Genomic DNA, 23,699 nt, shown 5'->3' on the forward strand with positions numbered 1-23,699 from the left:
TGCCTGTCTGCTCGGGCGCCGCGCATAGTTATCATCTGGCATCAACCTACGAAGGGATTTCGCCGTGCGCTGGCTCAGGATTGCCATAAGCTTGACCGTTACCCTGCTGACGCTGCTCTGCGTGTTCCCGGCACAGGCTGCGCCCGGCAGCGGCTGGGCGGTATTGCTCGACGAACAGGGCGACCTGAAGCTGAGCGACATCCGCTCTGCCCGCTATACCAACCAGTTCAGCCCCATTGACCTGGATCACCTCAAGGCAGCCGAGCCGGGGGGAGCCCTGTGGCTGCGCTTCCGGCTTTCCCCCGACAGGCATGAACAGATCCTGCGGGTCTTCGCGCCCGATCTGTCGCGCCTGAATCTTTATGTGCTGGATGGCGACACTCTGGTCAGCCAACAAGTCACCGGCAACGCCATGCCGCATACCGAACCTACGGTGCCCAGCAGCGATTTCATGCTGCCCTTGCCGCGCAGCGATAAATCGCTGGACGTCTACCTGAGACTGGCATCGCGCTACGAACTGCGCCCCTATGTCACGTTGCAGCCGGCGGTCCTGGCGGCGGCCAACCAGAACCAGACGCTGGTCTATGGGCTGTTGTTCGGCTGTATCGCCATGCTGATCCTGCACAACCTCACCCGCTACGCTTATACCCGATCGCGCAGTTGCCTGTGGCTGGCCGCCTGCGAAGGGCTGCTGATGCTCAGCCTGGTACTGCTGCTGAACCTCGCTGGGGCCTGGCTGCCTGACTGGCCGGCGATCCAGACGCCGGGTGCCTATCTGGCCTTGTTGCTGACCGCGCCCTGCGGCTTGATGTTCGCCTATCGTTATTTCGCCCCAATGGGACCGCATCCATTGGACCGGCTGCTGCTGGGCGAAATTGTCTTCATCATGCTCTGCAGCCTGTTGCTGTTATTCGTCAACACGCTGCCCCTCAATATCATGACTTATGCGCTGGTGGCCCTGGCCGGCCTGAGCATGCTGTTCGTCAGCGCCTGGCACTGGCAGAAGGGCTACCGCCCGGCGCGGCTTTTCGTCGCCGCCATGGTGGTGTTCAACCTGGGTACGCTGATCATTCTTCCAGCCCTGCAAGGGCTGACCGAAGTCGCGCCCCAAGGGCTGATCGTCACCTTGCTGGTCATTATCTGCGTCAGCGGCCTGCTGATGAGCGTCGCGTTGGGCGAACGCCAGCGATCGATCAATGAAAACCGTTTCAGCCTGAGCCGCGACCTGGCGGCGAGCAATGCCGAGATCAACGCCAAGGCCGAGTTCCTGGCCAAGATCAGCCACGAGATCCGCACACCGATGAATGGCGTGCTGGGCATGACCGAGCTATTGCTGGGCACGCCGCTCTCCGTCAAACAGCGCGACTACGTGCAGACGATCCACAGCGCCGGCAATGAACTGCTTACCCTGATCAACGAGATTCTCGACATTTCCCGTCTCGAATCCGGGCAAATCGAGCTGGATGACGTGCAGTTCGATCTCAATGCACTGATCGAGGACTGCCTGAGCATCTTCCGCGCCAAGGCCGAACAGCAGAATGTCGAGCTGATCAGCTTCATCCAGCCCCAAGTGCCTCGGGTCATCAGCGGCGATCCTACACGGCTGCGTCAGGCGCTGTTGAGCCTGCTGGAAAATGCCTTGAAGAAAACCGATGAAGGCGAGGTCCTGATCGTTGTCGCCCTCGACGAGCGCAGCAGTCAACCGCGCCTGCGAATCGCGGTACAGGACAGCGGCTCGCCCATGGATGCCGAAGAACGCGAAACGCTGATGCATGCCGAGCTGCACAGCAAGAACGTCCTATCGGCCACGCGCCTGGGCGGCAACCTGGGGCTGGTCATCGCTCGCCAGTTGATCATGCTGATGAATGGCGAATTCGGCATCAAGAGTGGCAGCAGCCAAGGCAGCACCTTGTGGCTGACCTTGCCGCTGGACCCAGACCGCCTGGAACATCCGACCGCCGACCTCGATGGCCCGCTACAGGGCGCGCGGGTCTTGGTGGTCGATGACAACGACACCTGCCGCAAGGTGCTCGTGCAGCAATGCAGCGCTTGGGGCCTGAACGTCAGCGCCGTACCGTCGGGCAAGGAAGCCCTCGCGCTGCTGCGCACCAAGGCGCACCTGCGCGACTACTTCGACGTGGTGCTGCTGGACCAGAACATGCCTGGCATGACCGGCATGCAACTGGCCGCCAAGATCAAGGAAGACCCAAGCCTCAACCACGATATCCTGCTGATCATGCTGACCGGCATCAGCAACGCGCCCAGCAAGATCGTGGCGCGCAACAGCGGTGTCAAGCGCATCCTCGCCAAACCCGTGGCAGGTTACACGCTCAAGACCACCCTGGCGGACGAACTGAACCAGCGTAATAAAGGCCAGGCGCCGAATGTCCCGGTCAACGCCGGTCTGCCACTCCCAGTGAAAGTCCCCAGCGATTTCCGCATCCTGGTGGCAGAAGACAACACCATCTCCACCAAGGTCATTCGCGGCATGCTCGGCAAGCTCAATCTGCAACCCGACACCGCCAGCAACGGCGAAGAAGCGCTCAAGGCGATGAAAGAGCAACGCTACGACCTGGTGCTGATGGACTGTGAGATGCCCATTCTCGATGGGTTCTCCGCCACCCAACAGCTACGCGCCTGGGAAGTCGGAAACCAGCGCACCCGCACGCCAGTGGTGGCGCTCACCGCGCATATCCTCGCCGAACACAAGGAGCGCGCTCGCCAGGCGGGCATGGACGGGCACATGGCCAAGCCGGTGGAACTGTCGCAGTTGCGTGAGCTGATCGAACACTGGGTGGCCCAGCGCGATCAGCAAAACAATACAGCGCATACGTCCTGAGCCGACAGGCGTCAAATCGCCTGATAGACTCCCGTCGTCTTCCTCTGTCACGAGCCTTGACCATGCTCCATGTGCTGTTCAGCGTTTACCTGAAAATGTTGGTGCTCTACAGCCCCTTTTTCGTGCTGTCGTGTTTTATCAGCCTGACACGCGGCTATTCCCGCAAGGAACAGCGTCGCCTGGCCTGGAAAGTCGCGACCGCAACGCTGGTTTCCAGCGTGTTGCTGTATTTGTTTGGCAGGGTGATCTTCAGCGTGTTCGGCATCACGGTGGATGCGTTCCGTATCGGCGCTGGCAGCGTCTTGTTCATTTCGGCCTTGGGCATGGCCCAGGGCAAGTCGGCGGTACAAACCGATAATGTTCAGCAGGACGTGACCATCGTCCCGCTGACCATTCCGTTGACCGTCGGCCCCGGCACCATCGGCGCCCTGCTGGTGATGGGCGTAAGCCAGCCGCACTGGGACGACAAGCTCATGGCGATCATCAGCATCGCCCTGGCCAGCTTCACCGTCGGCGTGGTGCTCTACCTGTCCAGCCGCATCGAGCGGATCCTCGGCGACCAGGGCTTGCAGATTGTCAGCCGGCTGATGGGGTTGTTTGTCTGTGCGCTGGCGGCCCAGATCATTTTCACCGGGGTGAGAGGCTATCTGGTGCCGTGACCTTGGCCGAGAGAGGAATTAGCTGCTCTTGCGGCGGCTGAAGCGTTTACTCAGAACTTCCCTGCGATGCTTGCCCAAATACCCTTCAATATCGTTCCTGAGTGCCTCGTAACGTTCCGGATTGAAGGTCACGAACGATTTGCCCCGGAAGATATCCCGTGCCGACGCACGCCAGTTCACGAAAAGAACGCCACCGTTACTTGAGGAGCCGGTCTGTTTTATCGAACTGGAGGATGCGATGAGAATACCGTTGGGTAACTGCTCACAAGGAAGGACAGACAGGCGCGCACCATCGGCGGATTTGACTTGGGTGTTGAATAGGTCAATGGTCTCCTTGTCCTGCTTCAAACCATCAATTGTCGTACTGACCACCGCACCAAGTACCGTTGCCGCCGGTAGGCTGGCTTTCACGCCATCGATAACTCCTTTGACGATGTCGCTGATGACATTGTCCATATCCACCTGTAGCGAATTTTCGGAATAGCGCGAGTAGCCGTCATCGGCCACAAAGCAGCCAAGATCCTGCAAGCATCGAATGAAAGCCTCATACCAGCCATGAGTATTCTTGCCGCCAGGCACTTCATAGTTGGCCTCCATGATTGAAATGGTGATCAAGTTCTCCATGATCGCCATGTTATTGAGCGACATATTATTGCCATAACCCAAAAGTGCATCCCCGAGCATCAAGGCATCCATTTCCTTGTTGGGATTATCCTGCACTGTCTGCATAACGGACCTGCGCGTACGCCGCCCGGTATCAACCAACGCCTTCCGCCTATTGATGCGAGCACTCACCAATTCCAAACTTTGCGCAACGCTAACGACACTATCAAACTTTTCCATACTACTTTCCTTATTTAATGACTGACCGCTCCTGCGGACAAAAAACAATCTAAACCACGCACAACCAAACTCACAACCCAAAAGCAGATACGATATATGTCGCACCACCCCACCACCGCCAAAAACATATTTAGACGACAACTATCATTCCTACCTTTATAAACACTCTGCGATAGTAGCCCTTCAACTAATCCACCCTCTCTAATGAAGGAAATTTTTGTCATGGCCGACAAATCATTAACCGGACTCGTAACGGGCCCGAATCTGTTCTCCTATATCGGGGCACTTTCCCTACAAGACCACGACGACATTGCAGACTGCACCAATATAGCCACCCTATCGGCCGACCTCGGCTATCTCCGTCACGCCAACCCCCGCGATTGGTTTGGCGAATATGTCAACACACTGAATTTTCTCGGCTGGGGGCTTTATGACGGGTCTATCTTCGAAAGCACACAACACTCTTTATCCGGTTCCGTGGCAGAGTTCCTGGTACGAAGCGCCGACGCCATGCGTGATTCACGGCAAGCGAATGCGATGATCGATACATTGGACACCTTCAAAGCCAACGATCCGGCCCTGTTATCGTTCGATACGGAAACGCTCCAGGGCGAGTCATTTCAAATCGCCCCGGCTCGATACGACTCACAAGGCAACCTGCATATCGCTCTGTTTAAGCTCGAACTGAGCGTAAATGTAAAAAGAAGCAGTTTTTTGTTCTGGAACTGGGAAAACCGCACTGCCCGAGTGATCCAACGCAAAGCGTACTTGAGACTTGACAGAAGCAGGCTGGACACACGAAGGGAATCAATCCGGAAGAAACTTGACGAGCAACTCATGAGACGATTTGCCCTACGAAGCAATAGCCGCATAAGCGGCCAGTAACGGAACTCAAGGGGGCGCTATCCGTTGAGCGTCCATTAAAAAGGGCTGCTAATGGATCACATCCGCAGCCCTTCTTCTTACCGCTCGATTTAGCCAGGGATCAACCCGCCAAATCGGCTTCCCTCGCCGCCGATGTTTCCAGTAACTCCTTTAGCGTGATGCTCTGGCTACCCGACAAAGCGCCCACCTGCGTCACCCATGTCGAAACGGCATAGTAACGAGCCCCGTCGAAACTGAACCGCACATTGCCACGCAAGCTGACATCGGTGGCAAACACCTCACGACAAATCACACTGCGTCCGCTGTTCGGATCAAAAATCACCAGGTGTTCATCGACAATGCTCAACTGTAGTTGCTCAGGCTCCTTGAGGTCCCAGACCAACGTGCCGGGAACGGTAGCCTTGTCGGACAATGAAGGCCGGCAGTCAAGGATGATCGACTGGACTTGCCACCAGATGGACGGTGGAAGTCGGTAAGTCACCGCACCTTCGCCCATGCGCAGGACCAAGGTTGTGACATCGTCTGGAAGCAGCGCGGGCAGATCATCAATCTTCGTTTCGGCGCTCTGGACAACCAGCACCTCGCCCTCACGCTGAACATAGCTGAGCGGTCCCGCATCCCCTTCGCGGGGGTATGTCAGCAGTTTCCCATCCTTGTTTTCGCGAAGTAATACGTTGGTCTGGTGCTGGGTTCCAAGCACCTCGAACCCCTGCGCGAAGGCAACCCTGGGCACGCGGATCATGCGCCCGGTATCGGCGACGAACCACGCCAGGCCATCAGGCACTTCCACCGTCAACAGGGCGCTATGGGAGACGGACCTCGCCAATCGCTCAAGCGCTTCTTGCTCTTGCCCGCCCTGGGTGACCACCCACTCACGGGTGACTCCGGTGAGCAAAGCGTGTCCAGGATCTCGCAGCATGATCACCAGGCCCTCCTCGGTGACACCACGCAATCCCGGTCCGTCGACCGTCAGGTTGACGAACCTCCAGGGCGCCCACTCACGTTTCGCAGGAGCCAACACGTCAGCCTGGAGCAACTGCGAACCTTGACCGAACGCGCGCTCCACCTGTTCATGATCGATCAGGGCCTGGCGAAGGACCTCGCCATTGGACATATCGAACAACCAGGCCGCCTCGCCATCCGGGGTGACGTTCAAAAGACGAAGGACGGTCGCGTGCTCCGGTTTAGCCAGCAGCAGCCTGTTGTCGATATACCAGGCGTACAACCTCGTCTTGCCGTCGGGAGCCACCAGCCCCAGAAGGTCGAAACGATCTTTGTTTTGCTTGCGGGCGAGTGACTCCAGGGCAGGCCACCAATGCTGTTGTTTCTGCGGCGGCGCCTTGAACCAATGTTCGTTTATGCCCCCAAACCCAAAGTCTCCCTGGCGGGTCAGGTTGAAGAACAAGCCGTCGGTCCTCATGGCCGCGTATCCGTTGTCCATGGCAACAAAATCCTCGACGAACCCTCTCTGCCGCCATTTATCGGACCAAACTGCCTTGCCATCGACAAGGGTGCGCTGCCGACGACATACCGTCCGGTATTTGCGGTCGAAAATCATGAATGCATCGATTTCGTCTGCCAGGCTCAACAGGGTCAGCTCGGTCCCGTCCTTGATCGTGTCACGCCAGCCGCGGTAATGCTTGGGTGGCGGCACGGGACGAATGATCAGGTTATCGCCCCAGCGCACCCACGCCATATCCCTGTCTGCATCGTTCAGCTTCCAGCAGATCGATACAAAGGGCGCCGGTTGCCAGGTGACAGTTTCGAAAGTGTGCATCCCTCCAAACGTTGACGAGTATTCAAAACCATCCGCAAGCACTAGCGACCAGTCGCGAAGGGTTTCGCTGCTCCCTAGAAGTGCTTCCAGATGGGGGTCCAAACCTCGTGTGATCGAAGTCAGCAGCAGTCTCTCATCCTGGATGACGTAAGCCAGAACATCGATGCTGCGATCCTTGCGGGTAATCTGCTGCACGATATGGATGATCCCCTGTGCGTCTGCCTCGACACTCTTGATCACCGCCTTTACGCTTATTGAACCCCACAACCAATAGTGTCGGCTCAACAGCCCTGTCTTAGCGTCGACTTGCCAGATCCTCACATCCTTCGTGTCATAGAACCAGGCATAACCATTTACCACCGCCCCAAGCGATGTCGGTTCGTCACCTATGATTTCATCGCGGATGTAGAGGAAACGGTCCTCTTTCGAGTCGTACCAAGCCGTAACGTGTCGCGGGGGTTTCGGGTCTTCGAACGGAATCAGGTATTGACGAACCGGCGTGTACGGTGCCGTCAGCCGGTGCTGTTGGTTCAAGGCCTTGAAATGTTCCTGCAGTGCCTGCTGGCCCTGGCACTCCGGCACCACCTCCAGGACAACATTGAGTTGGCGAGAGCCTCGGTCTACCTGGAACACTTTTCCTTGGGCGGTCCGCAACAAAACCTCATGGCGTCCAGTTGCAGTGAATGTCACCTCAACGTCACCAATGGACAGACGTTCCGTGGATGGAAACTTGATATCGCTTTCCTCGGCCCAGGGAGCGTCCAGTATCCAGGTCGAATGACCTGATTGCGTTGTACCGAGAGCCAGCTTCACACCGGGGTTGATCAGCACCGCACACCGCTTGCCGGCGCCCTGGATGCGATAAGTGATCAATTTGTGCCAGATCGGCGGAAGCTCGGGGATCACCAGCGAACGATCGGTATCATCCAGCACTACATCGATCGTGGTTGAACTATAGTCCGGCTCGAAAAGACGATGGAGGATGTAGTCACTGGGGAACGAATAGAAGGAAAAAAGGAACAGCCATTCGCCGTTCGCCTTTCTTTTCTCCAGGCGTCGCGCCGTGTCGAAACCGGTGTCATGGCGCCAGTTCGCAAAGGGCAGAGCCTTGTATTCGTAGCGGTAACAGGTCTGCGGAATGCACGGCAAGACGATGGCTTGGCCGGCGGGCGGCGTGAAGCTGACTCGAGACGGCAAGTCCAGTTCCCCGCGGATATCGATTGGCTGGCCGCGGTCGGTCGAAAACGATGGCACGCCAAAATGATCGTACAAGGGATACAGCTTGGGACTGCCAAGGTTCAGGGTTCCATCGGCCAGATTCACGGCGTCGATGATCAGCGACGGGCGTGGCTTCCAGGCGCCATGAGCCGCATCGAGCCGATAGGCGTTCAAATGGGCTTTTGCCACCTCATCGAAAAACAACCCGACCTGCTTGGCTTCCTCGGCAATAATGGCAAACCCTTGGGCCAGTGCGGCGACTCCGACGCCCAGCCCCGCCAGCAACACGGAAGCGCTGCCGAGGAACGCCCCGGTCGTGGCGCCAGCCATCAGCGCTCCCGCCGACAATGCAAGGCCGCCCGAATCGAAAGCCAGTTGGGTGCCAAACTGCGCGCGTTCAACATCGTTATGCGCAGTCGCTAATTGGTAGATGTCGAACCCGACATTCGCCAGTTGCAGCAACCCCCCCGTCGCTTCGCTCACAGTGGCGCCCACGGAGGCCTTGACCACCGGCGCGACGGTGCTAGCGATCAGTTTCTCCTCATCCAACGCGTTACGAACCAGGCCGACCAGCCCGGCGACGTCGGCCACAGTGCCATGGGCCATTTGCGCGTAATTGACATAGGCATGCAATCGCACCGCCAGGGTGAGGGGACGGTCGGCCCCTTCCCGTCCCCTCAGCGCGTTCATCAACGCCTGTATGGCGAAACCGGCGTTCAACGTATGAACGCCGCCCACCGCATGGGCATCGTCCGTGGCGGTGGGCTGGTTGGCCAACGTCGAGAAACGTTCCGAAAGGTGGTTTTTTATTCGCAGGAGACGATGGTCATCGGTCTTGACCTGTACCGGATGCCCTGGATCGGCCGGATCGACCATGGTTATCCGGTACGTCCCGTCCGGATCACCCTCCAGAGTGTCGAACAGCGGTACGAGGCTTGAGGCAGACTCACTCGTCTGTTGCAAACGCGTTGTCGCTTCAGCGATCTGTTGCGCCCACCAATGGCCATCCAAGGCCAGCAAGCAACTGCCAAGTCGCGGATTGTCCTGGAGCGATTGTCCCCGGGCGCTGGCGATCCGCGTCCTGACAGAGCGTTGCGACTGGCCTCGTAAGGCGTCGGGTAGCAACAACTGCGAAACCCGTACCGTATTGGGTAATACCTCCTTTGCCACCCGGCTACCATCCAGCTCGATCAAGTCAAACGAAGGATGAGTCTCTTCGCCATATGCGCCGTACTGGGCGGCCATCCCCTGGGTGATAAAAAACTCTTCCAGCGCCTTCGTAAAACCCGTGGCGTCCTGATAATCGAACACGCCAAAATTCGGATCGTAGAAGTGGTAGGTTTCGTGTCCGCCTTCGATAGTCTTTGCGGCAAGCATGACGTGATTATCTGAATTGAGCATCAATGTACTGGCCGTCTTGCTCTGCAGAATATGCACGACCTCACCCAGATCAGCGCGTTCGAGGGCATTACCCACGTTGTCCACTTTCATCTCACGCAACGATTCCAGGCTGCTCATGAAATCAGGCGAGTCCCCCTCGTCAGATGCCGCGATCGCCAGCTCGAATCGATTACACAGGGTCCGAATGGCATCCGCCCCCTGAGAAAAAGCAGCCGCCATGGCCAGGGACAATGGGTAGCAACGCCCAGCTACGCGATCACCCGGGCCCTGGAACAGTAGGTCCTGTGGTACGGACCTGAAAGCGTTCGGGTCAACGGCAAACAGAACAGTGTTCAACCGCCTGACTATCTGGCTCCGGTATTCATGCATCGCCGCCTGCTGGACGCGCTCTACGTATTGACCCCACTGACGTAACGTCAACGGCTTTTCGAGCAGGGACCTCCTCAGCCCCAACGCGGTTTCGTCATGCCGGGGAGCACCGTTCACCGCACTTTCAATCCCTGCCAGGAACGCCGGGGCCTGATGCGCATATAACGCGCGCTCGATTGCTGTGTAACGGTTCAGGGTTCCGGGTTTCTTGAAATCATTGAGCAGGTTTTCCAACTGCGGGCGAGCCGCGTCGAAACTGGCATTGTCCAGCCTCTTCAAACCGATCAATGCCCCAATCTGAAGGCGTTGCAGCGGTCCCAACTGGAGAACGTCAAGATGCCCGCCAGCCATCTCGTTCAAGAGTTGCCCAATGGATAACGGTTGCACCCGCTGTTCGCGCGGTGGCGCTGGCATGAGTTTTCCGTTGCTTTGGGCACGAATGGATTGGCGGTCATCGAACCCCAGGGGAATGACCTCATCGAATACCACCTCACCGGTGTGGCCCTGACTCATCGCGGTGATGAAGGGCTCACCCAACTCATCGGCGAGTGGCTGTAGCACGTCGGTGGAGAGCACATGGCGCCCCTCGATCAACGGCCAGCCTTCCTCGAACTCGATACTGTACGGCTTGAGCAGTTCCGCCAGGTTCGCGGCGTAGCGGGCTTGCATCCGGCCTTCGGTCCAGCGAGCTTTTTCGGCTGCGAACCAGGCGTCCATGTCTTCGGTGTTTTCCTTCCATGAATGGTCCTGCTCTTCCTCCGTATTGTTGTTGAAGCCCGTCTTCAACCGAATGGATTTGCGTAGCGCTTGAGCCCCATGTGGCGTGAGAAACCTGCTCCCATACTCCATCAGCCCCGCCCGCACAGCGCCCGGCCCCGTCAGGAATATCGAACCCTGGGCATGGGGACGTAAACCGTCACTGAAATAGTCCATTATTGCCACGCGAAGCCTCAAGGCATGGCTATCTTCAATGCTGACCTTTTCCTCGACGATATCGAATTCAACCTTGAGGACTCGCTCCGCAAGATTCAAGATGCGGTTGGCCTCATGGAAATCGATATTATTTTTGCGGGCTTCGCGCTCAACAGCGAGCAGTGCCTGATGATGAATCTCGAAGCGCTCGATAATGGCATTGACCGCAGCCGACCCCGGATGGCTGATAATCAAGGCATTGGATTCCCCCCCTTCGATTTGGGCCAGGCGCAAACTGTCGGCACGCGCGCTGCCATCCGTGAACGGAGCAAACACTTGCTTCAACGACGGGGTAGTTTTTGCAAATTGTTCCAACGCCCCGCGATACTCTTCAGGGATGGCGGCGGTGTAGTCCTTGTATCGATCGGCCAGCGCCTGGCGACCCGGCATCCAATCGGGATTATTGTTGAGCAACAACTGCAACGCACCCAGCCGTGGTTGCTTCTCCAGACGGTTGATATCAACGCCCGCCACGCCTTGGACAAAGGGCGGCAAGAAGTCCACATCGCTGTAGATACCACCTTCGTCATGCACCACCAGCATCCGCACAATGTCCGAGGCTGCCGCGAGGTTACCGCGCAAGGACATTTCACGATGATAAAATTCCCCCAGACGAGGGAAAGCCTGAAGCTCACGGACGTCGCGCAGTTGCATGCCTTCGTCGCTCAAACCGTGCATGACTTGAGCGTTCTTATTCTTCAGTGCGCGCAGAACACTTTCATCGCGGTCATATCCGCGAACCAACAAGTCTATGCGTGCTTCGTCCGCACGCTTACCCCGTTTGATAGCTCGGTCAATGTGCATTGACATCTGGCGCTTCAACGCCGTCACTCTCATCTCGTAGCGAGTGGCCAGATCATCGCCAGACGCCGCCGACTGCTCTTCGCCACCCCATGTATCAGCCTTCGCCGCCTCAACGATAATTCGCGTAGTTTCGTGTACCAATAGCCCATCCGGGTCATGCCAGACATTCACGGTGAAATCTTTGGGCATTACCTGTTTCCACAGGCGAAGGTAATCCAGCTGAATATCGCCCAAGCCTCCGCCAAGCCAAACAAAATGCAGTTTTCGTGGCACTTCGCTGACGGGTTGTTTCATTAACTCAATACGGTTGGACAGGCGCGTTTCGTAACTTTCTACCCTGCGGTGACTACGCCTCAGGCCCATATCCTCGCTGGCCGGGTCCGAAGACGATTCTGACGCACGCCTACGCCTGCTTTGCCCCTGAAGCGACTCCAAGGTTCTTTTCAGCAACGCCAAAGGCGTCAGCATTTCAGGCGTATCTCGCGTTTTGACACAGCTGTCATAGTATCTAAGCGCTGCGTCGTATCCTTCGGTACCTGTATAAGGCGTCAATATTCGCTCTAGCGCATCGCGCGCCACCAACTTGTCGAAAGTGGCGTAATCCCTCACGGGTGAATCCTTGAATCGTTTCATAAAACGGCAATTCCATTTGATATAACAGCCCGACGGGGCGGGCATTGTTTTAATCGAGCACTTCCCTGCACTCGCGCATACTTTTAAAAAACAACAGAACAGTTCACATTTGACGACACAAACATAACCGTCACCCGGGCGAACCTCAACCAGTCGCTCCGTCAATCATCATTCAAGATAAAACCATTAAAAAGTTACATTTCACCGCGAGGCAGCCGAATACCGTCAAACAAGACCTGACAACTAACCTGAACTAACTCGCCTCAACGAATCGGTCGAGACTCAAAAAAAAGGAGGGTAACTTAAAGACAGCGACCCGAACGGGCCGCCAGATTACTTCAGAGCGGTTTATCGCCGTACCACCGTGGGGTGTAGACCCAGTTCCCACCCTCGGCACGAGGGAAGACACAGGTCGTGGAAGAACCCACAAGCACCATCGTGCGCATGTCGACCTGCTCCGGGGTCAACTGCCCCAGTGTCGTAACACGCAATGTCTGGCCGGGACGGCCTATGTCGCGCCCCAAGACCACCGGAGTATCCGGTGCGCGGTGTTCTGCCACGATCTCAAGCGCACGGCCCAGTTGCCATGGGCGAGAACGGGAAATCGGATTGTAGAACGCCAGGGCCAGGTCGGCTTCCGCCGCCAGGGCCAGGCGCTTCTCGATAATCGACCAGGGCTTGAGATTGTCCGACAGCGACATCACGCAGAAATCGTGCCCCAGCGGCGCGCCGGCCTGGGCGGCGGTGGCCAGGGAGGCCGACACGCCCGGCAGGATTTGCAAGTCGACGTTATGCCAGCCCGGGTCACTGGATTCATGCAACGCTTCGAGCACCGCCGCCGCCATGGCGAATACGCCAGGGTCGCCCGAAGACACCACCACCACCGATCGCCCCTGGGCAGCCAGTTCAAAGGCGTGCCGGGCGCGCTGCATCTCTTCACGATTGTCGGTGCAATGCTGCACCTGGTCGGCACGGAAAGGGCCGGCCATGCGCACATAGGTTTCATACCCCAGCACGTCGGTGGCGCGGTCAAGTTCGGCGCGCACGGCCGGCACCATCAGCTCGGCCGCGCCAGGGCCAAGACCGATCACCGCCAGACGTCCGCGCGCGCGGCCGATCCGTTGCGGATCGACGGGTTGTGCGGCCACGGCAATGGCGACATTACCCGTGGTCTGAATCGATACCGGCTGCCCCAAGGCACCGGCCAGCCACTGCGCGACGCTGCCGTCGGGCGCGGTGAATCGCAGCGGTACGCCCAAGGCCGAGGCGGCTTGCTGCAATTGCGGGCGCGCCATGTCGCTGTCCGCCGCCAACAGGCAGGCCAGTGACTGCACTGCAAGCCCCGCCTGGGCCAGCGCTTGGACAATGGCGGTGGAATCGTCTGGCGCGCCGGCGCTCACCGCGATCACGACGTTGCGCGGATAGATGCGCAACTCGTCCGCCGCCGGCACGCCCGCGGCACTGTCGACACGAATCGCCAGCCGCGCCTGTGCATCCTGTGGCAACTGCGCCTGGTCCAGCCACGGCGCCGAGCCCTCGATCCGCACCGGCTCACCGGCCAACAGGTCGGACACGAAGCGCTTGCCTTGCTCCAGGTCGCCAAGGCTGTAGCCGCCTGGCGGATTAAGCAGGCATGTGCCGAAACGCAATTCGCCGCTGGTGGTGATGGCCGGCGCGACTTGGAGCGCCCCGGCAATCTCGCGGGCCATGACGTTCACGCCCCCCAGGCCGCCCAGTAACGGCACCACGGCGCTGCCATCCTCGGCCACCGCGAGCACCGGCGGCTCGACGCCCTTCTCCAGCAACAGCGGCGCCAGCGTGCGGATGACAATGCCAGCCGCGCATAGCGCGATGATCGGCGAATCCTCTTGATAGAGCTGGCGCAACGTCGCGCCAAACTCGGCGTATGGCCGATCGCTGCCCTCGACCCGGCCCGCCAGCCCATGGATCAAAGCCTCGGGATAACGTTGCTGGATTCGCCGGGCCGTTGCCAGGCTGCCGGTGCCGAGAATGACAATGGCAGGAGCTTTTGCCGTCATCCCTGCCACCGTTCGCCAGGGACGATGATCAGCGAGAAATACGGCGAGGACATCGGCTCGACTTCATCCAGCGGGACGATTTTCTGGTTGGCCATGGTAGCTCGCTCCACATACAACGCCCGCCCATCCAGACCCAGCTCCTGCAACACCTGTCGAACCTTGGGGAAGTTGCGTCCCAGCTTCATGATGACCGCCGCGTCGGCGTCGGCCAGCCGGCGCTTGAGTTCCCCGTGGGGCAATACCCCCGAAAGCACCGACAAGCTCTGGTTGCGATAGACCAGCGGCGCACCGAGCACCGAGGCACCACCGAGCATCGAGCACACACCGGGGATGACTTCGGCGACATAACGCTCGGCCAGCCGATCGTGCAGGTACATGTAGGAGCCGTAGAAGAACGGGTCGCCCTCGCAGATGACCGCCACGTCGCGACCGGCATCCAGGTGTACGGCCAACTGTTCGGCGGCGGTGTCGTAGAAGTCGGCGATCACCTCTTCATAGGACAGCGGCGCTGGCAGCACCTCGGTGGTGATTGGATAGACCAGCGGCAGCAACGTTTGCGCGTCCTGCAAATGCGCCTCGATGATGCCGAAAGCGTTGCCCTTCTTGCCCTTGGCGACGAAGTACGCCACCACGGGCGATTCGCGCAGCAGGCGCAAGGCTTTGACTGTGATCAGTTCGGGGTCACCGGGCCCTACGCCGAGGCCGATCAGGCGTCCTGGCTGCTGCATCATTCCACCTCCGTGGCGAGGGCGTTGACGGCGGCGGCGGCCATGGCGCTGCCGCCGAGCCGCCCTTGCATGATCACGAACGGCACGCCCCGGCTGTTGGCCGCCAGCGCCGCCTTGGATTCGGCGGCGCCGACAAACCCCACCGGAAAGCCGAGGATCAGGGCCGGTTTTGGCGCCCCGGCGTCGAGCATTTCCAGCAGGTAGAAGAGTGCCGTTGGAGCATTGCCGATGACCACGACGCTGCCTTCCAGGTGTGGGCGCCACAGCTCAAGGGCCGCCGCCGAGCGGGTGTTGCCCAGGTCCAGGGCCAACGCCGGCACGCGCTCGTCGCGCAAGGTGCAGATCACCGGATTGTTGGCCGGCAGGCGAGCCCGCGTCACGCCCTCGGAAACCATCCGCGCGTCGCACAGGATCGGCGCGCCGGCCGCCAGCGCCTGGCGACCGGCCGTGCCCGCGCCCTCGGAAAACTGCAGGCCATCGACCGCCTCGACCATGCCGCAAGCGTGGATCACCCGCACCGCGAGTTTTTCCAGATCGGCCGGTATGCGCGCCAGGTTGGCCTCGGCGCGGATGATCGCGAAGGAGTTGCGATAGATCTCCTGACCGTCGCGGATGTAATCAAGCATCAAGGGGGCTCCGGGGATGAGCGTCGAGCCAGTGGTCGAGCGCTTCGATAGTCAGATTGTGCGCCTGCAACGCGCCGAAACCCGGCAGCGTCGCATCGCGAAAATACAGGTCATAACGACCGGGGGCGACCGCTAGCAAGGTGACGGGCGCGATATGGGCCGCCGCGCAGGAACGCGGGCAACCGGATAAATGAATGTTCAGCGCCTGGCCACGGCGGTGCAGCCGCTCCGCCAATTGGTGAGCGTCGGCCTTGGTGTCGGCCATGGCCTTGGCGCAGCCACTGGACCCGGTGCACGCGATGAGCTGCGCCAGGGGCTGATCGCCCGAAACCAACAGGCCCAGCGCCTGAAGCCGCGCCAGTACACCGGCGGCGTTATCGGCGCGAACGTTAGGCAGCAACAGGCTTTGCCAAGGGGTGAAACGAAGGCTGCCGTCGCCCTTCTCCCGCGCCAGCCGCGCCGCGCCGCGCAGCATGGCGGCATCGAGCCGGCCCAGGGGAGCCGCGGCGCCAACGAAAACGCCCTCGTCATGCTGGGGATGAATACCGATGTGCAGGCCATCGGTCGAAGCAACCCGCCGCCAATCCGGGCAGGGTTGCAGCGGTACCCGGCGGGCCAAAAGCGTGACGAATTCATCCGCGGAGAATTCAGCCAGCAACTCACGCATGCGGTTCTGGTCGGGGCGGGCCAGGTCGAGGAACAGCTCAAGTACCGCCACCACCAAGGCGTGCCCTTGGGCCAGGGGTACCCGTCCCGCCGGCTCGTCCAGCGGGACGCCAGCGAAGCCGAAGGCCAGCCAGGGCTCACCATCGCGTACCAGCGCCGACAACCACAGGTCGTGGTGATGTTCCAACATCGCCAGTGCTTCTGCACCGTCCAGTTGCACGGCGAACTTGGCCGACAGTTCATGGAAACGTTCGTGGGTTTGCAACGTAGTGAGGATCTGTTCGGCCAAGGGGCGAGTGTCGATGAGCATCCGCCGATCGATGCCGGCCGAGGGGCTGAGCATGAGATTGCGCACGTCATCGCCGGCCGGATTGCGAGGGCCAAGCCCAGCAGCCAGCAAAGACTCGATCAGCGCGTCGCGCTCGGGGCCGATCCCACGAACTTGCAGGTTGGCTCGGTTGGTCGCCTCGATCACACCGCCGGCGAACCGCTCGGCCACCAATGCCACGGCCTCGGCCTGGTCCGCCTGGATCGAACCGCCATCGAGCTTGATCCGACAGATCCCACCGTCCAGCGCCTGGACGACACGCAGCAACCCGGGGCAACCCGAGGGGCGTATGACGTGGCGGGACGGACGTTCGTTCAAGTTATAACCGGCAAGTAGGAGCGCCGCATCGGCGAAAGGCCGCCATTATGCCTGCTTTGCCTGGGGTCATGAAAAGCTTGCTGGTCGGATTGCCGATCGTGCATACACAAATCCTGTATCCATCACAAATCCCACTGTGGGAGCAATGCTGTTCAGTAAAGGCGAACACTGTGGGAGCGAGCTTGCTCGCGATAGCGGTGTGCCTGAAAGAATGAGTGTTGAATGTGACGCCGGCATCGCGAGCAGGCTCGCTCCCACAAGGGATGGTCCACGCCTGATCCGCCAGGCGCGGTATGATGGCGGCCCGGTTCGCGGACGCAACCAGTGCGCCGAACAACCCCATTTATTCGAGGAACAGAGATGACCCCCTGGCTGACCGTAGTGGGCATCGGTGAAGATGGCTTCAAGGGCCTGGGCCGAACGGCTCGCCATGCATTGCTGCGGGCGCCGCGGATTCTGGGCAGCGCTCGTCAGTTGGAACTGTTGCCACTGTGTATTCGCGGCGAAAGGGAGCTATGGCCCAGCCCGTTCTCCCTGGAGCCGCTGCTGGCTCGAAAGGGCGAAGCAGTGTGCGTGCTGGCCAGCGGCGATCCGATGTTCTATGGCGTGGGCGCCAGCCTGGCGAAACAAGTGCCGGGTGATCAGATGCTGGTCATCCCCGCGCCGTCCTCTTGTTCGCTGGCGGCGGCGCGCATGGGCTGGCCGCTGCAGGACGTGGTCACGCTGTCGCTGGTGGCGCGCCCCCTGGCGGTGCTCAATGGGTATTTATCCACAGGCGTCAGGCTGTTGCTGCTGAGCAATGATCGCCACAGCCCCGGCGCCGTGGCGACGTTGCTGCGCGAGCGCGGCTTCGGCCCGAGCGCCATGACTGTGCTGGAGCATCTCGGCGGTGCGGCAGAACGCCGGATCGACGGTTGCGCCGCGCAATGGTCCGATGAAACCGTCGGCGACCTGAACCTGATCGCCATCGAATGCCGGGCCGAACCATCGACACAGCGCCTGTCACGCCTGGCCGGTTTGCCGGACACCGCGTTCGAACATGACGGCCAATTGACCAAGCGCGACGTGCGCGCCATCACCCTCGCCCGCCTCGCCCCCACGCCCGGTGAATTGCTGTGGGACGTCGGTGCCGGGAGCGGCTCCATCGGCATCGAATGGATGCGCACCCACCCCAGTTGCCGGGCCCTGGCCATCGAAGCCGACGAGGGCCGCCAAGGCTTGATCGAACGCAACCGCGACACTCTCGGCGTGCCGGGCCTGCAATTGATTCGCGGCAGCGCCCCGCAAGCGTTGGAAAACCTGGAGCGGCCGGACGCGGTGTTCATCGGCGGCGGCGTCACCCGCGAAGGCGTACTTGACACCTGCTGGGCCCACCTCAAGCCCGGCGGGCGGCTCGTCGCCAACGCCGTGACCCTGCAGAGCGAAATGACCCTCATGTGCTGGCGCGAACGCCATGGCGGTGAGCTGACTCGCATCCACATTGCCCAGGCGCAGCCGTTGGGTGAGTTCGACACCTGGCGCCAGGCGCTGCCGATTACCTTGCTGGACCTGACGAAGCCCCTCGATGCGTGACGAAACCGCCGAACAACCCGCCCCCCTGCGTAGCGGCCTGACCACCGGCAGCTGCGCCACCGCCACCAGCCTGGCGGCGGCCCGTTTGTTGTTGCGCGGCACCGAGGCCGACGCCGTGGAAATCGTCTTGCCCAAGGGCAAGCAGGTGCAGATGCGCCTGGAGTTCTGCCGATTGACCGAGCAAGGCGCCGAGGCCGGGACGATCAAGGACGCTGGCGATGACCCGGACGTGACCCATGGCGCCCTGCTGTTTTCCCAAGTGCGCTTGGTAGCCGAACCCGGCGTGCGCTTCGTCGCCGGTCGCGGCGTGGGCACGGTGACGCGACCGGGGCTGGTGCTGGGCGTCGGTGAGCCGGCAATCAACCCGGTGCCACGCCAGATGATCAACGATCACCTGGGCCGGCTGGCCGAGGAAAGCGGCTACGCCGGTGGCTTCGAAGTCACGGTCAATGTCGAGGGTGGCGAAGCCTTGGCGCTGAAAACCATGAACCCGCGACTGGGCATTCTCGGCGGCCTGTCGATCCTTGGCACCAGCGGCATCGTCCGGCCCTTTTCCTGCGCGGCCTACATCGCCTCGATCCACCAGGGCATCGATGTGGCGAAAACCAACGGCTACCTGCACATCGCCGCCTGCACCGGCAACGCCAGCGAAGACACCATGCGCCGGGTCTATAACCTGCCGGAAATCGCCCTGATCGAAATGGGCGATTTCGTCGGCGCCGTGCTCAAGCATGTGCGCAAGGTACCGGTGGAAAAACTCAGCCTCTGCGGCGGCTTTGGCAAGATCAGCAAACTTGCCGCCGGCCACATGGACCTGCACAGCCGCCATTCGAGCATCGACCTGCCACAACTGGCCGAATGGGCCGCCGCCATCGGCGCCGATGAGGTTTTGCAACAGGGCATCCGGCAAGCCAATACCAGCCAGCAAGCCCTGGCAATGGCCAGCGCCGCCGGCATCGCCCTCGGCGATGCAGTGTGCGAGCACGCGCTGGCGTTCGCCCGCAGCGTGGTGCCGGCCCAGGTCCAGGTCGAAGTCTTCGCCATCGACCGTCAGGGTGGGATCGTCGGTCACGCGGGAGCCTTGTCATGAAGAGCCTTGAAATGAAACGCATCCTGCTCCTCGGTGGCGTCACCGAAGCCCTGGCCATCGCCCGCACGCTTGGCCCCCAGCACATCTACAGCTTGGCCGGCATCGGCCGCATCCCCACCGACCTGACCTGCCAGGTGCGCGTCGGCGGCTATGGCGGCGCCGCAGGATTGGCGCAATTCATCCGCGCCGAGGGCATCGACGTGCTGTTGGATGCAACTCACCCCTACGCCGCCCAAATCAGCCACAACGCCGCCCATGCGGCCCACGCCTGTGCCATCCCCTGCTGGGCCCTGCGCCGTCCGGCCTGGCTGCCCCGGGCCGGCGATGACTGGCGCGAAGTCGCCGACTGGGCCGAACTGATCCAGGCCCTGCGCCCCTTCCACCGGCCTCTGTTCACCCTTGGCCGAGAGCCGCTGCAACACATGCATGAAATCCCGCCAGAGCAATTCTGGACCTTGAGGGCGTTGGACGTTTACCCCGGCAATGAGCGCTGCGAAGTGATTGGAGCCCGGGGGCCGTTTCATATCGAGGGCGAGCGTGAGCTGTTCGAACGGCGGCGGATCGATGTGCTGGTGAGCAAGAACAGCGGCAGCACCGCGACTGAACCGAAGCTGGACGTGGCGCGGGAGCGAGGAGTGCCGGTATTGGTACTGAAGCGGCCAATGTTGCCGGAGGTGGATCGGGAGTTTGGGACGGCGGATGAGGTGTTGCAGGGGCTGCGGCAGTTGGCCTGACAGAAACCTGCACAGTCCTACAAGCCTGTCCTGTCAGTACCACTCATCTGAAAATATTTTGCTACTGTTACTCACAAGCCCTGCGACCCTACACCGCACGTGGCTTTTTTACTTCTGCCTCCCGATCAGGCTAAATACCGGCCACCTGATCGCCCAACCGAGCGGATTGCCCCATGTCCCGACAACGGCTTGCATTTGCCTGGATCGCCTGCTTCGCAGTGCTGTTCAACATGCTCGCCATGCCGCTTTCCAATGGCAGCGGTACGACCGCCGACACGCCAACCGAACAATTGCTCTGGGGCAGTTTCTGCTCTTCCGGCGGAACAAAAATGGTGGCGATTTCCCTGGGTAAGTTCGAACAGGGAACGCCGCGACAGGATCCTCACTCGACCATGCAGCATTGCTGGTGCTGCTCAGGCCCGGCGCCGTTGGTGGCGATTGCCGGGCACGCCCCGCAGTTGTATCTGGATGCGCAACTGGCCCATCGCAATGTCGTCCATTCGAAGCTCGACAGCCCCACGCCACGCCAACAATGGCCCAGTCTAAATCCCCGCGCCTCGCCTCTGGCCTGATTCTTCCGCACCCACCTGCGCCCTGAATCGTTCCGGAGAATTGCCATGTTGAACAGACTCATCCTGCTGGTCGCCCTGCTGCTTCCCGTTGGCTTCGCCCAAGCTCACCAGTACAAGGCCGGGGAGCTTGAGATCGCCCACCCGTGGTCCCAGGAATTGCCGCCCAATGCGCCGACCGTCGCCGGCTACTTCATTATCCACAACAGCGGCAGGTCCGAGGATAAACTGCTCAGTGTCGACTCACCCATCGCCGGCAAGGCCGAGCTCCATGAACATGTGATGCAAAACGACTTGATGAAAATGCAACCGGTGGACGGCATAGTTATCGCTCCAGGCGCAACGGTGACCTTCGCACCGATGGCGTACCACGTGATGCTGCTGGACCTGAAGGACCGTAGCCTGCTCAGCGACGGCAAACGTTTCCCCATGACCTTGCATTTCGAAAAGGCCGGGGATGTCACGGTGAACGTCACGGTGCAGAAAAAAGCCCCCGACGGCACCCAAACGCACATGCACGCCCAATAGACATAGCCGCCCATGCAACTTCGTCGCGCCAGCCTTTCCATGCACCGCCGTCAGCCATTGAGCCTGACCCGCGGTAGCTGGATCAGCCTGTTCGCCATGCTGATGATATTTATCGGCCCGCTGGTTTCCCAGTCGATGCCGATGGATCAGCGCATGTCCATGTCCACGCCTGTATCCATAGGCATGGACATGGAGATGGGCATGGACATGTCGGCGCACGAAGCGCCAGCAGATGACGATTGCCCGCCCCAGAGCGACCATCATGCGCTGTGGGAGAAATGCGGTTATTGCAGCCTGCTGTTCAACTGCCCCGCGTTGCCTGGCGGCCACACGTTCACCGTCTTCGCCACACCGTTTACCCGCACCTACACGAGCCCTTTCCCGCGCCTGGGCCATGCCCGACCGGCGCTCTTCCCTGGCGCCCGCACCCGCGCACCGCCCCTCGACGCGTAAGCCTGACGCTTGCTCACCCGCATGCGGGACAGCCCAAGGCTGTCCTGCATGCGGGTATGAGCGCCTGACAGCTTGGCCGAAGCAAACATAAAAAACTGTGGGAGCGAGCCTGCTCGCGAAAGTGATGTGTCATTCACATCATTGTTGGCTGGTCCGCTTTCGCGAGCAGGCTCGCTCCCACATGGATTGCATCGTTCAGCCCCCATTTGAAGAACCGAATTTGCCCTGCGGAGCGCTTTGCAATGAGCCTACCGAAACCGAACTTCTACAACCTGGCCTGGCGCTGGCATTTTTATGCCGGGCTGTTCGTGGCGCCGTTCATGGTCATGCTGGCCCTGACCGGCATCATTTACCTGTTCAAGCCGCAACTCGACCCATTGATGTACGGCAACCTGTTGAACGTACCGGCCGGGCATCACACCCTGGCAGCCGACGATCTGCTCAAGCAGGTCCGCCAGGCCTACCCCGAAGGCCAGGTCACGCAGTACCTGCCACCGGTCAGCGCCGAACGCAGCGCGCAATTCGTGGTGATCGACAAGGGCCACGAGCTGAACGTCTTCATCGACCCCTTCCGTGGCAACGTACTCGGCGAGCAGGATGCAAAAAACAATTTGCAAGCCATGGCCCGGGCGATCCATGGCGAGTTGCTGATCGGCACGGTGGGTGACCGCTTGGTGGAAATGGCCGCCGGCTGGGGCGTGGTGCTGGTGGTTTCCGGCCTGTACCTGTGGTGGCCGCGCGGGCAGTCGTCGGCCGGCGTCCTCTGGCCGCGCTGGAGCGCGCGCGGGCGGGTGTTCTGGCGTGACCTGCACGTCGTCGTCGGCTTCTGGGGCGCCGCGTTCCTGCTGGTGATGTTGCTCAGCGGCATGACCTGGACCGGCTTCTGGGGCAAGCAATACGCGGACCTCTGGAACCGCTTCCCGGCGGCGATGTGGAATGACGTGCCCAAGTCCGACGTCGAAGCCGGCAGCCTCAACAACGCTCACCGCCAGACCGTGCCATGGGCCATGGAGAACACGCCGATGCCGATGTCCGGCGACCATGCCGAACACATGGCCCACGGCGGCATGCACGAAGGCCCCGCCGCGCCAACCGTCAGCCTGCAGGCGGTGCAGGACATCGCCGCCGAACGCCAGGTCGAGCCCGGCTACAGCATCACTTTCCCAACGACCGCCTCGGGCGTGTTCACCATCGCCGTGTTCGCCGATGACCCGCGCAACGACGCGACTCTGCACGTGGACCAATACACCGGCAAGGTCCTGGCCGATGTGCGCTGGGAACATTACAGCGTCGTGGCCCGCGCCACCGAAACCGGCGTGATGCTGCACGAAGGCAAGATGTTCGGCCCGCTGAACCAGATCCTTGTGCTGCTGGTTTGCCTGATGATCCTGCTCAGCGCCGTGAGCGGCGTGGTGATCTGGTGGAAGCGCCGGCCCCTGGGCAAGTTCGGCGTCCCGCCGCTGCGCCACGACCTGCCGACGTGGAAGACCGGGGTGTTCATCATGCTGGCCCTGGCGGTGGTGTTCCCGCTGGTGGGGGTTTCGCTGGTGGTGGTGTGGTTGCTGGACCGGCTCCTCACACGCTTGAATCGTCAACCTGAGATCGTCTCATCTTCAAGCTGAAGACCGCGCGTTAACGAAAAGCGGCG

16 protein-coding genes are annotated in these 23,699 nt (G+C 60.8%); 10 read left to right on the forward strand and 6 right to left on the reverse strand.

The window, feature by feature from the left end:
* The first annotated feature begins 64 nt into the window (after positions 1-64).
* Together M1D68_RS22275 and M1D68_RS22280 are read left to right on the forward strand one after the other, a co-directional pair.
* Positions 65-2,839: a response regulator gene (locus M1D68_RS22275; protein WP_457968367.1), complete on the forward strand. Its 2,775-nt coding sequence runs from the start codon at positions 65-67 to the stop codon at positions 2,837-2,839.
* Positions 2,840-2,901: 62 nt separating this feature from the next.
* Entirely contained in the window at positions 2,902-3,498 is a 597-nt protein-coding gene (locus M1D68_RS22280) for a MarC family protein (protein WP_230148745.1), read from the forward strand.
* 18 nt (positions 3,499-3,516) lie between these two features.
* Here the strand turns inward: M1D68_RS22280 and M1D68_RS22285 are convergent, their stop codons facing one another.
* Positions 3,517-4,341 (reverse strand): hypothetical protein, encoded by an 825-nt coding sequence (locus M1D68_RS22285; RefSeq protein ID WP_457968369.1) that lies wholly within the window; start codon positions 4,339-4,341, stop codon positions 3,517-3,519.
* Between the two features lie 222 nt (positions 4,342-4,563).
* Between M1D68_RS22285 and M1D68_RS22290 the strand changes: the two genes are divergently transcribed.
* Positions 4,564-5,226, forward strand: coding sequence for a hypothetical protein (locus M1D68_RS22290; RefSeq protein ID WP_457968371.1), 663 nt, complete (start codon positions 4,564-4,566; stop codon positions 5,224-5,226).
* A gap of 100 nt (positions 5,227-5,326) precedes the next feature.
* Here M1D68_RS22290 and M1D68_RS22295 read toward each other — a convergent pair whose 3' ends face one another.
* The 5 genes from M1D68_RS22295 to cobG form a co-directional block, all read right to left on the reverse strand.
* The gene (locus tag M1D68_RS22295; protein ID WP_457968372.1) at positions 5,327-12,400 is read right to left on the reverse strand and encodes a TcdA/TcdB pore-forming domain-containing protein; all 7,074 of its coding nucleotides are present in this window, start codon (positions 12,398-12,400) and stop codon (positions 5,327-5,329) included.
* A 338-nt stretch (positions 12,401-12,738) separates the two neighbouring features.
* On the reverse strand, positions 12,739-14,439 hold the full coding sequence (cobJ, locus tag M1D68_RS22300) for a precorrin-3B C(17)-methyltransferase (RefSeq protein ID WP_457968373.1): 1,701 nt from the start codon (positions 14,437-14,439) through the stop codon (positions 12,739-12,741).
* Positions 14,436-15,167 (reverse strand): precorrin-2 C(20)-methyltransferase, encoded by a 732-nt coding sequence (locus M1D68_RS22305; RefSeq protein WP_457970785.1) that lies wholly within the window; start codon positions 15,165-15,167, stop codon positions 14,436-14,438. Before M1D68_RS22305 ends, cobJ begins: the two co-directional genes overlap by 4 nt.
* Entirely contained in the window at positions 15,167-15,793 is a 627-nt protein-coding gene (locus M1D68_RS22310; protein WP_434560877.1) for a precorrin-8X methylmutase, read from the reverse strand. The genes M1D68_RS22305 and M1D68_RS22310 overlap by 1 nt, the downstream gene beginning before the upstream one ends.
* Positions 15,786-17,105 carry a precorrin-3B synthase gene (gene cobG, locus M1D68_RS22315; protein ID WP_457968375.1) on the reverse strand — a complete coding sequence of 440 codons (1,320 nt, stop codon included), beginning with the start codon at positions 17,103-17,105 and terminating at the stop codon, positions 15,786-15,788. The genes M1D68_RS22310 and cobG overlap by 8 nt, the downstream gene beginning before the upstream one ends.
* Positions 17,106-17,465: 360 nt before the next feature.
* On the opposite strand from cobG, the gene cbiE reads away from it, so the two are divergent.
* The 7 genes from cbiE to M1D68_RS22350 all read left to right on the forward strand — a co-directional run bounded on the left by cbiE (position 17,466) and on the right by M1D68_RS22350 (position 23,673).
* Complete coding sequence (gene cbiE / locus M1D68_RS22320) at positions 17,466-18,677, forward strand: precorrin-6y C5,15-methyltransferase (decarboxylating) subunit CbiE (protein WP_457968377.1); 1,212 nt, start codon at positions 17,466-17,468, stop codon at positions 18,675-18,677.
* On the forward strand, positions 18,670-19,767 hold the full coding sequence (locus M1D68_RS22325) for a cobalt-precorrin-5B (C(1))-methyltransferase (RefSeq protein WP_420766259.1): 1,098 nt from the start codon (positions 18,670-18,672) through the stop codon (positions 19,765-19,767). Before cbiE ends, M1D68_RS22325 begins: the two co-directional genes overlap by 8 nt.
* An 11-nt stretch (positions 19,768-19,778) precedes the next feature.
* Positions 19,779-20,501, forward strand: coding sequence for a cobalt-precorrin-6A reductase (locus M1D68_RS22330; RefSeq protein WP_434564155.1), 723 nt, complete (start codon positions 19,779-19,781; stop codon positions 20,499-20,501).
* 173 nt (positions 20,502-20,674) lie between these two features.
* A complete protein-coding gene (locus M1D68_RS22335) occupies positions 20,675-21,073 on the forward strand; it encodes a DUF2946 domain-containing protein (protein ID WP_420766258.1) in 399 nt (132 codons plus the stop codon).
* Between the two features lie 45 nt (positions 21,074-21,118).
* The gene (locus M1D68_RS22340) at positions 21,119-21,598 is read left to right on the forward strand and encodes a copper chaperone PCu(A)C (protein ID WP_434560885.1); all 480 of its coding nucleotides are present in this window, start codon (positions 21,119-21,121) and stop codon (positions 21,596-21,598) included.
* Between the two features lie 12 nt (positions 21,599-21,610).
* Positions 21,611-22,051: a DUF2946 domain-containing protein gene (locus tag M1D68_RS22345; protein ID WP_434560887.1), complete on the forward strand. Its 441-nt coding sequence runs from the start codon at positions 21,611-21,613 to the stop codon at positions 22,049-22,051.
* A 242-nt stretch (positions 22,052-22,293) separates the two neighbouring features.
* The gene (locus tag M1D68_RS22350) at positions 22,294-23,673 is read left to right on the forward strand and encodes a PepSY-associated TM helix domain-containing protein (protein WP_457968380.1); all 1,380 of its coding nucleotides are present in this window, start codon (positions 22,294-22,296) and stop codon (positions 23,671-23,673) included.
* Positions 23,674-23,699: the final 26 nt, after the last annotated feature.

This window comes from Pseudomonas sp. R4-84 (genome assembly GCF_054130985.1).

Bases quoted from the DNA above. Each gene is read 5' to 3' on its own strand.
- M1D68_RS22280 (WP_230148745.1), top strand. From the start codon at position 2,902: ATGCTCCATGTGCTGTTCAGCGTTTACCTGAAAATGTTGGTGCTCTAC.
- M1D68_RS22285 (WP_457968369.1), bottom strand. From the start codon at position 4,341: ATGGAAAAGTTTGATAGTGTCGTTAGCGTTGCGCAAAGTTTGGAATTG.
- M1D68_RS22290 (WP_457968371.1), top strand. From the start codon at position 4,564: ATGGCCGACAAATCATTAACCGGACTCGTAACGGGCCCGAATCTGTTC.
- M1D68_RS22295 (WP_457968372.1), bottom strand. From the start codon at position 12,400: ATGAAACGATTCAAGGATTCACCCGTGAGGGATTACGCCACTTTCGAC.
- cobJ (WP_457968373.1), bottom strand. From the start codon at position 14,439: ATGACGGCAAAAGCTCCTGCCATTGTCATTCTCGGCACCGGCAGCCTG.
- M1D68_RS22305 (WP_457970785.1), bottom strand. From the start codon at position 15,167: ATGCAGCAGCCAGGACGCCTGATCGGCCTCGGCGTAGGGCCCGGTGAC.
- M1D68_RS22310 (WP_434560877.1), bottom strand. From the start codon at position 15,793: ATGCTTGATTACATCCGCGACGGTCAGGAGATCTATCGCAACTCCTTC.
- cbiE (WP_457968377.1), top strand. From the start codon at position 17,466: ATGACCCCCTGGCTGACCGTAGTGGGCATCGGTGAAGATGGCTTCAAG.
- M1D68_RS22325 (WP_420766259.1), top strand. From the start codon at position 18,670: ATGCGTGACGAAACCGCCGAACAACCCGCCCCCCTGCGTAGCGGCCTG.
- M1D68_RS22330 (WP_434564155.1), top strand. From the start codon at position 19,779: ATGAAACGCATCCTGCTCCTCGGTGGCGTCACCGAAGCCCTGGCCATC.
- M1D68_RS22335 (WP_420766258.1), top strand. From the start codon at position 20,675: ATGTCCCGACAACGGCTTGCATTTGCCTGGATCGCCTGCTTCGCAGTG.
- M1D68_RS22340 (WP_434560885.1), top strand. From the start codon at position 21,119: ATGTTGAACAGACTCATCCTGCTGGTCGCCCTGCTGCTTCCCGTTGGC.
- M1D68_RS22345 (WP_434560887.1), top strand. From the start codon at position 21,611: ATGCAACTTCGTCGCGCCAGCCTTTCCATGCACCGCCGTCAGCCATTG.
- M1D68_RS22350 (WP_457968380.1), top strand. From the start codon at position 22,294: ATGAGCCTACCGAAACCGAACTTCTACAACCTGGCCTGGCGCTGGCAT.